General features: G+C 60.2%; 15 protein-coding genes and 4 pseudogenes. 9 read left to right on the top strand and 10 right to left on the bottom strand.

Annotation, left to right across the window (positions count from 1 at the left end; all coding sequences use genetic code 11):
- The first annotated feature begins 28 nt into the window (after positions 1-28).
- The 3 genes from NMG80_RS13820 to NMG80_RS37300 are packed head-to-tail and all read left to right on the top strand — an operon-like array spanning position 29 to position 1,882.
- Positions 29-1,219, top strand: coding sequence for a GMC oxidoreductase (locus NMG80_RS13820; RefSeq protein ID WP_254018599.1), 1,191 nt, complete (start codon positions 29-31; stop codon positions 1,217-1,219).
- Positions 1,220-1,228: 9 nt separating this feature from the next.
- Positions 1,229-1,396, top strand: a complete 168-nt coding sequence (locus tag NMG80_RS13815) for a hypothetical protein (RefSeq protein WP_254018598.1) — start codon at positions 1,229-1,231, stop codon at positions 1,394-1,396.
- 21 nt (positions 1,397-1,417) lie between these two features.
- The gene (locus tag NMG80_RS37300; protein ID WP_367185954.1) at positions 1,418-1,882 is read left to right on the top strand and encodes a ThiF family adenylyltransferase; all 465 of its coding nucleotides are present in this window, start codon (positions 1,418-1,420) and stop codon (positions 1,880-1,882) included.
- Here the strand turns inward: NMG80_RS37300 and NMG80_RS13810 are convergent.
- The 3 genes and pseudogenes from NMG80_RS13810 to NMG80_RS13800 all read right to left on the bottom strand — a co-directional run.
- Positions 1,813-2,366, bottom strand: a pseudogene (locus NMG80_RS13810) (ABC transporter substrate-binding protein); the annotation flags it as partial. The gene NMG80_RS37300 and the pseudogene NMG80_RS13810 overlap by 70 nt on opposite strands.
- 110 nt (positions 2,367-2,476) lie before the next feature.
- On the bottom strand, positions 2,477-4,039 hold the full coding sequence (locus NMG80_RS13805; RefSeq protein WP_254018597.1) for an MASE4 domain-containing protein: 1,563 nt from the start codon (positions 4,037-4,039) through the stop codon (positions 2,477-2,479).
- A gap of 204 nt (positions 4,040-4,243) precedes the next feature.
- Positions 4,244-4,440: pseudogene (locus tag NMG80_RS13800) on the bottom strand (VOC family protein); the annotation flags it as partial.
- Between the two features lie 76 nt (positions 4,441-4,516).
- Here NMG80_RS13800 and NMG80_RS37295 point away from each other — a divergent pair.
- Positions 4,517-4,789, top strand: a complete 273-nt coding sequence (locus NMG80_RS37295; protein ID WP_367185953.1) for a PAS domain-containing protein — start codon at positions 4,517-4,519, stop codon at positions 4,787-4,789.
- Positions 4,790-4,830: 41 nt separating this feature from the next.
- Here the strand turns inward: NMG80_RS37295 and NMG80_RS13795 are convergent, their stop codons facing one another.
- Together NMG80_RS13795 and NMG80_RS13790 are read right to left on the bottom strand one after the other, a co-directional pair.
- Entirely contained in the window at positions 4,831-5,256 is a 426-nt protein-coding gene (locus NMG80_RS13795) for a response regulator transcription factor (RefSeq protein WP_254018596.1), read from the bottom strand.
- Between the two features lie 44 nt (positions 5,257-5,300).
- Positions 5,301-5,933, bottom strand: a complete 633-nt coding sequence (locus NMG80_RS13790) for a response regulator transcription factor (RefSeq protein WP_254018595.1) — start codon at positions 5,931-5,933, stop codon at positions 5,301-5,303.
- A 486-nt stretch (positions 5,934-6,419) separates the two neighbouring features.
- On the opposite strand from NMG80_RS13790, the gene NMG80_RS13785 reads away from it, so the two are divergent.
- From NMG80_RS13785 to NMG80_RS13765, 5 genes and pseudogenes are all read left to right on the top strand, one after another.
- A complete protein-coding gene (locus tag NMG80_RS13785) occupies positions 6,420-7,316 on the top strand; it encodes a response regulator transcription factor (RefSeq protein WP_367185951.1) in 897 nt (298 codons plus the stop codon).
- Positions 7,317-8,067: 751 nt separating this feature from the next.
- On the top strand, positions 8,068-8,421 hold the full coding sequence (locus tag NMG80_RS13780; RefSeq protein ID WP_436798615.1) for a hypothetical protein: 354 nt from the start codon (positions 8,068-8,070) through the stop codon (positions 8,419-8,421).
- Between the two features lie 38 nt (positions 8,422-8,459).
- Entirely contained in the window at positions 8,460-8,600 is a 141-nt protein-coding gene (locus NMG80_RS13775; protein WP_254018594.1) for a hypothetical protein, read from the top strand.
- Between the two features lie 110 nt (positions 8,601-8,710).
- A complete protein-coding gene (locus NMG80_RS13770) occupies positions 8,711-9,322 on the top strand; it encodes a sulfite oxidase-like oxidoreductase (RefSeq protein WP_254018593.1) in 612 nt (203 codons plus the stop codon).
- Positions 9,208-9,870: pseudogene (locus NMG80_RS13765) on the top strand (FAD-binding oxidoreductase); the annotation flags it as partial. The gene NMG80_RS13770 and the pseudogene NMG80_RS13765, both read left to right, overlap by 115 nt.
- Before the next feature lie 199 nt (positions 9,871-10,069).
- Here NMG80_RS13765 and NMG80_RS13760 read toward each other — a convergent pair.
- The 5 genes and pseudogenes from NMG80_RS13760 to NMG80_RS13740 form a co-directional block, all read right to left on the bottom strand.
- Positions 10,070-10,310: pseudogene (locus NMG80_RS13760) on the bottom strand (2Fe-2S iron-sulfur cluster-binding protein); the annotation flags it as partial.
- A gap of 437 nt (positions 10,311-10,747) precedes the next feature.
- Complete coding sequence (locus NMG80_RS13755; RefSeq protein ID WP_127205040.1) at positions 10,748-11,143, bottom strand: Ohr family peroxiredoxin; 396 nt, start codon at positions 11,141-11,143, stop codon at positions 10,748-10,750.
- A gap of 16 nt (positions 11,144-11,159) precedes the next feature.
- Positions 11,160-11,315 (bottom strand): hypothetical protein, encoded by a 156-nt coding sequence (locus NMG80_RS13750; RefSeq protein WP_254018592.1) that lies wholly within the window; start codon positions 11,313-11,315, stop codon positions 11,160-11,162.
- Between the two features lie 133 nt (positions 11,316-11,448).
- Positions 11,449-11,898 (bottom strand): DUF6130 family protein, encoded by a 450-nt coding sequence (locus NMG80_RS13745; protein WP_127205058.1) that lies wholly within the window; start codon positions 11,896-11,898, stop codon positions 11,449-11,451.
- 420 nt (positions 11,899-12,318) lie between these two features.
- Entirely contained in the window at positions 12,319-12,480 is a 162-nt protein-coding gene (locus NMG80_RS13740; protein WP_254018591.1) for a hypothetical protein, read from the bottom strand.
- Positions 12,481-13,094: the final 614 nt, after the last annotated feature.

Genomic DNA, 13,094 nt, shown 5'->3' with positions numbered 1-13,094 from the left:
GTCCCTATTGTGGGCCGATTGACATCCTGTGTTCGACCAGTTTCTGCAAGCCGGCGCCAATGTCGGCCACACCATATCCGACGATCTGAACGGGGCGCAGCCGGAAGGTCTCGGCCGCATGGATTCGACCAAGGCCGACGGACAACGCTGCAGTGCAGCCGTCGCCTATCTGCACCCCGCAAGAAACCGTCCGAACCTGACCGTGATCACCGGCGCGCAGGTCCACCGCATCGCCATCGCGGGCGGTCGTGCGACCGGCGTGGTCTACGAACGGTCCGGCGCTCTCGTCTCCGCATGGGCCTCACGGGAGGTGATCCTCAGCGCCGGCGCCATAAACAGCCCGCAAATCCTGATGCTGTCAGGCATCGGCAACCCCGAAGAGCTCTGTCGAGCCGGCGTCCGCATCGTCGCTCGCAATGACGGCGTCGGACACAATCTGCAGGACCATCTCAACATCGGGTTGGCCTTCAATTGCAGCAAGCCCGTCTCGATGACCTGGCTGGGACACCCAGTCGGCAAGGCCTATGCCGGTACGCGCTGGCTGGTGACGAAAACCGGCCCGGTCTCCTCCAACATATGGGAAGTCGGCGGCGTGATTCGCAGCGATCCGGCGGTCGACTATCCCAACATGCAATATCATCTCGGTCCGATGAAGATCGAGCAAACCGGCAAGGGCTTCTCGCTGGCGCATGGGTTCATGCTACATCTGTCACAGCTTCGGCAGGAAAGCCGCGGCACAGTCCGGCTGCGCACGTCGGACCCCAGGACGGCGCCGATCATCCAGTTCAACTTCCTGGCGACAGCGCGCGACCTACGCGAATTTCGCGACGGGCTTCGCGTCACCCGCGAGATCACCCGCGACAAGGCGCTTGCGGTTCTCGGCACCAGCGAGGCGTTTCCCGGCGCTGGCGTCAAAAACGACATCGCGATCGACGAGTTGATGCGCACGCGTCTCGAGACTGAATTCCATCCAAGCTGCACCTGCCGCATGGGGGTCGACGACGGGTCGGTTGTCGATCCTCAGCTGCGCGTCCGCGGCGTCGATGGGCTGCGGGTGGTCGACGCCTCGGTCATGCCGACTGTCATCAGCTCCAATCTCAACGGCCCAACCATCATGATCGCTGAGAAGGCAGCCGATATGATCCTCGGGCGCCGGGCCTTGCTGAAAGTAGATCTGGCGGCCGTGCGCTTCAACAGCGACGGAAGTGCGCTTGCGTAGGACGCGCAGATGCCACATGGCGCGATTGTCCTGAACGCCAAGACCGCCGCAGGCCGCGTCTGGCTATCGCCGGACGAATTGGTAAAGATCGACGAGTTCAATACGGTTGGCCTTCACCTGGTCATAGACCGCCCGGCCCGCGACGGAAGTACGGAGTTCTACACATATGACGGCTGACCGCGACTTCTCACGCCAAAGATTTCTTGGGCCGCACGCCGAAGGGCTTCTGAACAATGTCCGCGTGGCGATCGCGGACTAGGCGGCGGGGGCTCGCACATCGCTCAACAGCTGGCCCATGCCCGTGTCGGCCATTTCCCGCTTCTCGAATCGGATGCCATCGAGGCAAGCAATCTTAGCAGGTTGGTTGGAGGCACCGAGAGCGACGTCACCGCCGCGACGCCGAAGATCGTGATTGCGGAACGCCTGATCAAGGGAATTCGCCCGTGGGCCGAGGTGCTTTCTGCCCGCACGACCTGGCGTCGGCTATTTGCGCTGGCTGCAGGAGCAAGTGTTCGATCATCCGGCTCATCAGCAGATCGCGCTTCGGGAAACGCGCGGCGTTCAGGGCATCGTCCAGCCCTTCTTGCGCAGATGTCGGGATCGGGGCCGGTCAGGAAGTCGATGCCGACGATGACGCTGTCGAACTGCGACGTCATCCAGTAGTCGCCCCACATGACGGCCGGTTCGAGATGGTCATCTCGACGCCGATGTCCTTGAACGACTGCTGTATGAACTGCTGCGCCTGCTCACGGATGTGGTTGCCCGCCGTGGTCGAGCAGGTGAAGGCGAGCTTGACCCCGTCCTTCGCCCGGACGCCGTCGCCTCCGGCGACCCAGCCGGCGCCATCCAGCACCGCTTTGGCCTTCTCCAGGCTGAACTCGTGCTTGGGCAGATCAGGATTGTAGTAGAACGACTGCTGCGGCATGTAGGTCTCGGTCGGCGTGGGCAGACCGTAATAGAGCGCGTCGATGATCGCCTGCTTGTCGATCGCGTGGTAGAGCGCCGCGCGCACCGCGGGATCCTTGAATTGCGGCCTGCCCATATTGAGCGTGAAGCTTTCAACGGTGCTGCCCGCGACGAGCTGGACCTCGCGATCGGCGAGGCCCTTGGCTTCTTCATAGTGGTCCGGAGTGATCCACTGCAGGCCGGTGGGCCGACGGTGTTAAGCTGTTCGAACCCCGAGCCGAGCCAATCGTGCGCCTCGGACTACATTGGAGGGCGGAACCAAACGGTGTGTGGTCTCCACTTCCAAGGGGCTCACACCCCGCCGATGGAGGATGCGATACTGGCACCCACAACGAATTGAAATTTTGAGCCCCGTGGTGCGTTGGGCAATACCCAGAGCATGCCGTCGTGCGCTTGGATGATTGAACGACAGATCGATAGGCCCATTCCCATCCCGCGAGATTTGGTGGTGAAGAGCGGATCAAATATCCTCTGCAGGTCCTGCGGGTCGATCCCCATGCCGGTGTCAGCCACCGAAATCACTACACCCCCATCGTCGTGAGGATTTGAACTAACGGCGAGATCGCGTGGACCATCCACAGTGGTCATTGCCTCAATCGCATTCGTGATCAGATTGAGGAGCACCTGCTGCACCTGAATTCGATCTCCCATCACCCGCAGCGGCCGCGCGTTTCGCTCAACCTTGACCAATATCCGGTGACTTTTCAGATCGTCCTGAAGCAAAGCGATGGCTTCATCAATGAGTTTGTCAACGTCGAACGAAGCTCTGACGCGGTCATCCTTCCGGAAGGTCGCCCGGATGCTCTCGATCACCGCGGCCGCGCGATGCCCGTCAGCTGCGATCTTCGTAAACTCCGTTCTCGCCTTATCTAGATCGGGAACCGCGCGATCGAGCCAGCGTAAACCGGTGTCGGATCTCGTTATCATAGCAGCAAGGGGCTGCTTGACCTCGTGTGCAATCGTGGCGGCAACGGCGTCGCCGGTCATCAGTCGGGCATCGCGCTCGCGGCTTTGCGCATCAATAGCGCGCTGCAACCTCATGCGCTCTTGATCCAGCATGGTGTTCGAACGAGCGAGGCCGTCATACAGTCGTGCCATCTCTGCAACCAATACCACCATTACGATGGTGGCTGTCACAAGCTGATAAAAATGGCCGGCATACCACGTAAGATTGTAGCGAGCGCTCAAGACGGAGCCCAAGCTTACTTCAAGCAGGAGCGCGCACAAAGCGACGGCGAGCCACAGGTCGAGCAAGGACCGTCGGCGCAGCCATAGCAACGAAAGTGCAATGCCGCCCAGCGCCAGGACCACCATCCCACCGATGATGCGACGAAACAGACCGACAGGATGAACGTCTACATAGGTTAGTGGCAGCAGATCGTTATGCTGCGTAACGAACCAGAACAACCCAATGACGAGGGCAACAACGCCCGCGACGCTCAAGCTGATGGCATGTCGCGTGAAGCGAACGTCCGCCACACGATCCGTGTTTTTGAGCAGGGCATAGCCGATGATGGCAATGGGCAGCCCTGAATGCCAAAACCAGTAGAGCCAAACGGCGGATTGCAGTCCCGAGCCCAGGACGCCGGTGGGCGTGAACGCACCCGGGAAAGTCAGCGCATGTGCAACCACGATCAGGGCACTGAACAGGTAGCCGCTCGCAATCACCAGAAGTGCCCACTGGCGCAAAATAGAGAACTGAGCAAACAGAAAAGCTGCGGTGACGCAGCCGCTGACAAACAGGGCGGCGGCAAGAGTTGGTACAATCGCGTTGATTTCCGGCAGCTTGATGGCCGCAAACGGCAATGTGCCGAGAAGGATGACGAGCAGGGCCAGCAGGAAAGCGCGCGCCATGCGGCGCTGACCGGGAGTTGGGGGACGGACACAGACAATCGCCGTAGACAATGACATGGATAACCCCATTAGGGGCGTTGCCGCCGCGCACATGGTCGCGCGCCCGGTCCACGGGGCGCACGAGGGCAGAGTCTTTGTTGCCCAAACGCACTCGTTTGCCATTGCACACTGCGCCCCAATTGCAAGGAACACCATAGCTACTATTCATAACGGCAGCGGCTTGGCGGACTGTTCCGCCACCATGTATTCGGCGTACCAGTCGGGCCAGTTCTCGTCCCTCAGTCGCCGGTTCGCTTCTCGTGTTCGCCATGCGCGACCGCCGCACGCCACAACGCGGCTCTAAGCTCATGCGACGAGTTGACATTTCGGCGTCCACGCGACCGGGCGACCGCGCGTGGTAGTCTCCTGTAATAGCTAGGCGACGAATGGCACGGTCCATCCCGATGATCTCCATCGCCACATCGAGGCGCTAACGCGATCGCCCGAGACTGGTCGCCAATCGACTTTGAGACGCGGCTTCGACGCTTGGACGGCGTGTATCGCTGGTTCCAGTTTCGAGGGAATCCGGCTCGGGACCGCGAGGGACGAATTGCCCGTTGGTACTGCCTTATGACTGTGGTTGACGACAGAAGGCGCGAAGAGGACGCGCTAGAGCCATCGCGGCCGTCTTTTGGGCGGAGGCGAATAGGGATAGCCAATAGTCGACTTATTGAGAATGGGAGGTATCGAAGGTTGACAAGCAGCCCGTAGGGATCGGGCCTTTTGCGAGCTTGCCGGCCGCTCAGGACTCCTCAGACTTTGAGAGCCTTTTCGATACAGTCGATCAACGCCTCCGTTTTGAACGGCTTTCGGAGCAGGCATGTTGCGCCGTTTGCTGCCGCCTGATCGACGATGCCTAGGTTTGAACGTGCGGTGACCACAACCACAGGCACACCGCGCCGCCGCCCTGTAAGCAGCCGGGCAAGATCAAGTCCGCTCATGCCGGGCATGTGAATGTCAGCAATGACGCAGCTATAGGACGCGCCCGCTTCCCAGGCGATAAAGTCCTCCGCGGATGCAAATCCGCATGCCCGATATCCGAGCGAACTAAGGCTATCTACGAGAGCCATGCGGAATGATTCGTCATCATCGACTACCGCGATTAGGAACTCTCTTGACACATCGTCCTGTCCACGGATTTGAGCTAAGGCGAATAGCAGGATCGCCATTTCTGGCATGTGATGTCGCCATAAGCAACCTATACGGGAGTGTTACTCCGCGCCTACGGCCGGCGCCTGGGGTTGATCACGTCCGCGATCCGGACCAGGTCCGCCAAGGTCCTCGCGCCCATCTTCCGCATGGCCGCGCCACGATGAATTTTGGCGGTGATCTCGCTGATTCCGAGGTCGCCGGCCACCTGCTTGTTCATCTTTCCGTCTGTGACCAGTACCATTACCTGCTTCTCCCGTGCCGACAGCGTTTCAAATCGCTCCCGCACTTTCGAAACATCACCATCGACGGCGCGCTGCTGCCGCCCGCGCTCTATGGCAGCGAACACGGCATCGAGCATGTCCTGATCCTTGAATGGCTTTGGGAGAAAGTCCACTGCACCGCGCTTCATGGCGCGAACTGACATGGGAATGTCGCCATATCCGGTCATCATCACGACCGGCAGACGAACACCCGTCCGTGACAGCTGCGCCTGAAAATCGAGCCCGTTCATGTCAGGCAAGCGGATATCGATGATAAGACAGCCCGGAGAATCCGGAACGGGTGTGTCGAGGAAATCCTGTGCGGTTGCATAAGTCCGCGTTTCGAGCCCTATCGAAAGGAAAAGGTCTTGCAACGCTCCTCGCATCGACGCGTCATCGTCGACCACGTGAACAATAGATTTCTCGTCCGAGGGGAGCGGCATTACTAAGCATGCCAGAACTCTGAGCGTGCATCAAACGAAAGTGGTGACGGAGTCGATTCATTCTTTTAGGTGGAGCGCCGCCTCCCGGCCCCCGGGCTCCCCGCCCGGGGTGACGGCGCCAGCAACGATCTGCGCCACCCGCGCGGGATTTATTCTTGAGTTGCCTGAGGCCCCAAGTTTCGCCCGCGTAAAGCCTCAAGAACACTCAAGGTTTGCATTGATGCTCTCGCAGCGAGTTTGCGTCATGGCGCGACAGAAAGCGGCGATCTGTATTATCCAATTCATACATTGATATGAGCATGCCCTTCCGAGCGTTGGATAGCCAATCCGGCGCACAAACCTAGGATACCAGCACTTGAAGAGGGCTAATGAGTCACTAGGGAACTGCAACTCGGCGTTGCGGCAGCTCTGCGGCCAGGGGCTGCAACTTCGTCAACCTTTGATCCCCCCGCCACCTTGCCGAACGCCGAACTAAGGAGCCTCGCAGTGGATACCCTTTCCGAACCTAGGCGGCGTAACCTCCTCGCGAATAAGGCAGCCGCCAGCGCTCTCGCCCTTGCTCCCAAGGCAGCCAAACGCACCGCCGACGCCGGGTCAGACGCGGCTCAGGGAAACAACGCGATTCCTCCCTTACGCATCAACCTTTCAGAAGGGACCCTTTTAGATTTGCGTCGGCGCCTGGCGGCGACCCGCTCGCCCCAGGGGGAGGCTGTCAACAACTTTTCGCAAGGCATGCAGTTGGCGAAAACTGCTGACGCTAGGCCATCTATGTCGCAAGACAAACCGGTCGTGTTCGTGGTCGACGACGACCGATCCGTCCGCGAATCCCTGGAATCGCTCATCCACTCTGCGGGCTGGTGCCCGAAAGTTTTCGAGTGCGCTCTGGCATTCTTCTCTCTCCCGCGACCTAGTGTTCCGAACTGCTTGATCCTGGACGTCAATCTTCCGGATATCAGCGGGCTTGATTTGCAAAGTCTAGTCTCTGTCGAGCGGATAACGCCAATAGTCTTCGTCACGGCATTTGGCGATGTGGCTATGACTGTTAAGGCGATGAAAGCAGGCGCTGTCGAGTTCCTTATGAAACCATTCCACACCGAAGTGCTGTTGGCCGCCGTCGAGGAGGCGCTGGAGCGCAGCAGAACCGCGCTCGAGTTCGATTTGGAGGTGCGTGCTCTGCAAGATCGCCACGAATCGCTGAGTTGCCGCGAGCAGGAGGTCATGGCGCTGGTCGTCTCCGGGTTGCTGAACAAGCAGGTCGCATTTGAGTTGGGCATCAGCGAGATCACAGTGAAGGCCCACAGGGGCAGGGTAATGCGCAAGATGGAAGCGAAATCTCTTCCCGACCTTGTGAACATGGACGCGAGGCTCGGCCTCGCGCACTGACCAGCCGTTGGCCAGGAGGCCGCTAGGAAAGAAGCTGGCGATTGGGCTGATTTGAGCGAGCCGGCGATTGTCGCCAGCGGCAACGATCGGCAACCGCTCGGTCAGAAGTCAGGATTTCCTTGCTGCGAATTAGCCTTCTACGCGAGCGCTGCACAGAAACAGAACGGCGATGTGACATTGTGCGCGCCTCGCCACCCTGAGATTAGCAGTGAGCTAGGAGGGCGTATTGCCTGTCCAGGGCGGTTTACTCCGTAGAGAAGGTTGGATCCCGGCGCTTCGGTAGGGCCGGCAGTGGAATTTATCGCTCGTTTGCTCTGAAGCGGCATCGGGCTTCGGCAAAGGGCACAAAAGTCACTGCAGGTCATGGAGCTGGCGATCCAATACGGAGCACTCGTCTGGCACACTGATGCCAAAGTATTGTCAACACCATCGTACAATAGATTGAACTCAAAAATTGATCTTATCTGTCTGTTGCACCCGACTAAGCAGTTTGTGGACAGGAGTTCGCAGCATGATACTGTGGTCTCTCATCACGCAGCCGGCGTCAGCCTTTCGCGAATTCGTAGCACCTGGCTACCGGCCCGAGCTCCACTACATGCGCGGCCCCGGTCCAGCCTACGCGCGCCGCGCGGTCATGGCCGGGGCGAGAAACTGTGTAGTCGACTGTCACCTCTGGCCGCTCTGTCGTTGTCATATCAGCTGCGTCATTGACGACCGCACCAAGCCCGCACCCAGCGGCGTGTTCGCAGGCATGACGCTGCTGGCCGTGGTCGCCGCCGCACTAGTCACCGCTGCACTGGTTGGCGTATGGGTGTTCCTCATGACATCCGATGCGATGGCGCATGACGCGTTGCCAACCGCTGCGCAGCCTCGGGGGTGGTCCTATCCCTTCTCCTGTTGCTCCGGCTACGATTGCCGAGAAGTCGCTGATAATGCGATCGGAGAGCGGCCTGAAGGCTACGTCATCAAGGGGACGGGCGAACTGATCACTTACGCAGACAGCCGCATCAAGGACAGTCCCGATGGCGTATTTCATTGGTGTTCGATGGCCGGCGCGAATGACGGGCACACCATCTGCCTTTTTGTACCGCCGCGTGGATTCTGATTTCGCAACGGATCCCCCCGATCCAATTGCGTGCTATAATGGATCCGAAGGACCTGTCGCGTGCCGCCGCCGACGTCGCGCCGGGCGCCACGGAAACGCTCAATGTCTGGCGCAACGGCAAGGCCATGCAGATTTCCGCCGCTGTCGGACGCAACAGCGATGATGCGAAGACCCCCTAGGCAGAAGGCAATGGCGGCAAGTCCCCTCGCCCAAGATTCCTGTCGCCCGCGGGATATCTTCGAGAACACTGGCCGCGGTCGATTTCGACCCGCAGCAACGGATCGTGTCGATGGTAACCCGCGGCTTCTTTTCAGGACGAAAACCTCCGACGGATGCGGATGGGCGCATTCCGCCCGGACAGTATCTCGAGCAAGGCTTCCCCGTGCTGTCAGCCGGGCCGACGCCGCGCGTGCGCACCGAGGACTGGTCGTTCACGCTCAAGCACGGACTGCGGCCGGTCAAGAAATGGACCTGGGCCGAGTTCAACGCGCTGCCGCTGAGCAGGATGACGCGTGACATCCATTGCGTGACGGCATGGACCAAGTTCGACACGTCATGGCAGGGCGTGCTGATCGACGATATCCTTGCCGATGCCGGCATCGCGCCGCCGACCGCCTTCACGCTGGCACATTCGTTCGACGGCTACGCCACCAATGTGCCGGCGAAGGACCTTGTCGCCGGCAAGGCGATGGTGGCGCTGCTCTATGAAGGCAAACCAATCACGCCGGACCATGGCGGACCGGCGCGGCTGCTGGTGCCGCATCTCTATTTCTGGAAGTCGGCCAAATGGCTGAACGGGCTGCAGTTCACCGAGCACGACGAGCCGGGCTTCTGGGAATTGCGCGGCTATCACATCTATGGCGACCCGTGGCGCGAGCAGCGCTACACGGACGATCCATGAGCGAGGCAGCGGCGACGCAATCGCCCTGGCAGATGGCGAAGATCATTCGCATCGAAAAGCGCACGCCGCGCGTCACCAGTTTCTTCTTCAAGCTGTCGCGACCCTTTGCCCATCAGGCCGGGCAATATGTCGATGTCAGGCTGACGACGCCGGACGGCTATCAGGCGCGCCGCTCCTATTCGATCGCCTCCGCACCCGAGAGCGGCGGGACGGTCGAGTTGGCGATCGAACGGCTCGAAGACGGCGAGGTCTCGCCCTTCTTCCACGAGGTGGCAGCGGTCGGCGACGAAATAGAGCTGCGCGGTCCGCTCGGCGGCCACTTCGTCTGGTCCGACAGCGATGGCGGGCCGATCATCCTGGTCGGAGGCGGTTCCGGCGTGGTGCCGCTGATGGCGATGGTGCGCCACCGCGCGGCGCGCAAATCCTCCGTGCCGGTCGCGTTGGTGTTTTCGGCGCGGATCTGGGACGAGGTGATCTTTCGCGACGAGCTGATCAAGCTCGACGACCGCCGCGACGGCTTTGACCTGGTGCTGACGCTGACGCGCGAGCCGGCTCAGCGCCCCGATGACTATTCGCGGCGGATCGACGCCCAGATGATCCATGTCGCGGCTGCCCGAGCCGCCGAAGCTCGCCATCGTCTGCGGCTGGAACGCCTTCGTCTCGGCCGCCGCCCAAGCGCTGATCGACGCCGACGTCCCAGCCGGCCTCATCCGCACCGAGCGCTACGGGGTGTGAGCGGCTTGTCTATCAGGCTTCGATCTCGAGCGCCGACAGCGGCTTCGAGCAGCCAGGCGAGGATAAAGCCGTCATCGATCTCGTGATCGAGGATGCCGCCATTGTGGGTCATCTCCACGTGCCGGAGACCTTTTCACCTTGCAGGTTCCGCACAGCCAAATTCGCAGGCCGCGGGAATCCTGACCCCCGAAGCGCGCGCCGTCTGCAGCACGGTCTGCCCGGCAACGCATCCGGCGTCGACATCCGAAAGCGCAACCACAAGCAACGCACAACCCTGCAGTTTGCAAGCCGCCACGGGATTCGCCTGCTTGGGATGACGGCCGGGGACGAAAGAATGGGGATGTGCATTTGTAGGAACCCGCCAAATCACGCGCCTCGACCTGGGGTCCCCTGGGTGGGGTGTCAAATCGAATTGCACTTCGATGATATCGTTCATCGTCGATCGCCTCACAGCTCCCCGCGACGGCTGGACACCCGCAAAGGCGGCGGGGCCGGGCCGACGCGACATCCAGACGTCACATTGTTGCATCATGACGATGCTCACTACCTAGATCGCCGTTATTAACTTGGACGGCGCCACTTTGGCGCCGTCCAATCACTCGATCTCAATGCAGCGACCGGACGCTATTCTGAGTTCATTGGTGAACAGCTCCGGCTTTCGCGGTCTCCGCCGGGCAGACTTGACCGGGTTCAGAGGAGCTTGGTCGCAACGTTGATGTTGCCGTGCGTCGCCTTGGAGTACGGACAAATGCTGTGTGCCGCACCGAGCAGCTCGCGCGCAACCTGAGGGTCGACGCCCGGCACGCTGACGTTGAGGCGCGCCCGCAGGAAGTAGGAGCCGGCGTCTGAGTTCAAATCGATCTCTGCATCGACCGCGGTACCCGCCGGAAGCTTGATGTTTCTCTGGGAGGCTGCGACCTCGAGCGCTCCCATGTAGCAGGCCGACCAGGCGGCACCGAACAGGTTTTCGGCGGCCGGGTGCGGCTGCTTCAGCTTGATGTCCAGCTGGCCGTCGCTGCTGCGGGCTCCGCCATCGCGACCGCTAGTATTGTGGGTCTTGCCAGTGAAGAGAAGTTTCTCAGTCATATCGAAATCCTTTCTCCTATCGTTCCAGCATGCCGATGAACGGATCCCCTGCCCGGCACATGGTGCTCCGCGGCCCGGCGCCCCAGCCAGTATCGTTCGGCTTGGCCTGTCGAAGATAGCTCGTCGCCTTCCTCAGGATGAATGGCTCCGCATTCATGGGAGTCCTTGTCATGGCGTAGTCTCCTGTCCGGCGCTCTAACGCCGGATGATTCGAGGTTTGACACCCCGGAGACTACGCCAACTCCCAAATGCAACCACTCCCGCGACGGCACCGTTTCCGGGGCATTAGCGGAAAGCCGGTCTCCCTATTTTGCAGGAGGCACAGTGAACGGTACCGTCACAGATTGTCCGGCGAAGACGTTGTGGTTAGCGTCGACCAACTCGATCTTCACCTTGTGATCGCCGGGCGAAAACCCTGCAATGTCGACAGTATTGGTGTTACCCGAATCCGCCCACAAGAATTCGTGGTCGTCGACGGTTATATGCAGATGCCCGATGCGTGGAGATGCCTTGAGGGCGCCCTCCCCAAACACCGGCACGATGTGCACGTTCTCCGTCCGGTACTGGGCCTGAAAGAGGCCCTGGGCCAGTGGGCCCGGAAGTGGTGGATCCACAATCAGTTTGGGTGCGGGTTCGTTCTCGATTGTTTCGAACGGTGAAGCGCCGCGGACGTCCCTCGCGCTCTGGGCGAAGGCGCTCGTAGCGAGCACGGCTCCTGTCGCGACTGCGGCAAGCGTCGTGATGAGTAGGGTCATAGCATTGTGCCGAAACCGGCGCAATTCGGTCAGTTCCGACTCGGGAACGTTGACGCACAAGGGGCGGATTGAGTCGCCGACCCCGGCGTGAGCCGTGGTGGCATGTAGTTTGCACCGCGTGGGCGATAGTGATGCTGCTAACATGACGTCCTCCTATCTCTATCCGATCATTCGGATGTGAGAGAAGGATCGACCGTCGGCAACATTAACTCTATTGCACTATGGTATCGAACTCTATTGCACTATGGTATCGGCAATACCTTTGTATTGGTTCGCTCGCAAATCAACTTTCAGAAACTCAAGAGAAATTGCGGGATTTACAATCCATAATTACATAATTTACATCGCCGAAACCAATGGAGCGACTGCGTGTTGCCCTACCGCGTTCGCGCCCGTCCCGAGCACCCCTCGCGGCTCCAATCACTGGAATGAGATCGAAGTGATAGCCAGACCGTCACATTGGCATATCTGCGCATCGAGCTTGCCGATCATCATGGCAAGAGAGTCGTCTGGATTGAGTCCAAACGACTGCGCCCGAAACAGCCGCTCGGCTTCGCTCGTCAGGCCGGCGGTGTCATACATGCCCGCCGATTACGCGTCTTTCGCTCCAGGACAGGAGGCTCTCCAGAGCAAGGCGCTGAAGCTGCCGCACCTGAAGGACAATCCATTTGCGAAGCGCAGGCCGAAGCTCCGCAAGCACCTCATAGGCGTTGCCGTCCGATAGGCCGGAGAAGAACATACCACGCCTCCGCCTTGCGACTTCCCTTTGCCGTTCGCGGTTCATGGCGTTCAGTCGCTTATGCTCAGCATGATATTCAGCAAGGAAGCCCGCAATAGCATCTGGCGCCAGCTTCAGGGCATAGGCGTCGCAGTCCAGCTTGCTGGCGCGATAGCGCTTCTGAATTGATAATCACAACGATGGTAGTCATTCTCGACGATACAGGAGTTGCTGCCATTTATTCGGACAGGAGCTACCGGTTCGATTGAACCGGTAGCGGTGAACGGAAAGGGCACAAACACCCTTCGGCCGCGATTTCGCCAATAGCAATACCGCAGAAACGTGCCACTTTGGCGGAGGACCTGCGCCCTCCGAAGGCAGAAGTTACAGGTTCGAATCCTATCCGGTGCAGTATTGCCGCAGTTCGCTTGCCGACAACTATTCCTGCTGGAATTGACAGGGCCAATCTTCAGGCCTC

Origin of the sequence: Mesorhizobium escarrei, assembly GCF_935825525.1 — a bacterium.
Classification (GTDB): domain Bacteria; phylum Pseudomonadota; class Alphaproteobacteria; order Rhizobiales; family Rhizobiaceae; genus Mesorhizobium; species Mesorhizobium escarrei.
Note: the sequence above shows the minus strand (reverse complement) of the source record. Positions and strands in the feature narration are given on the sequence as shown.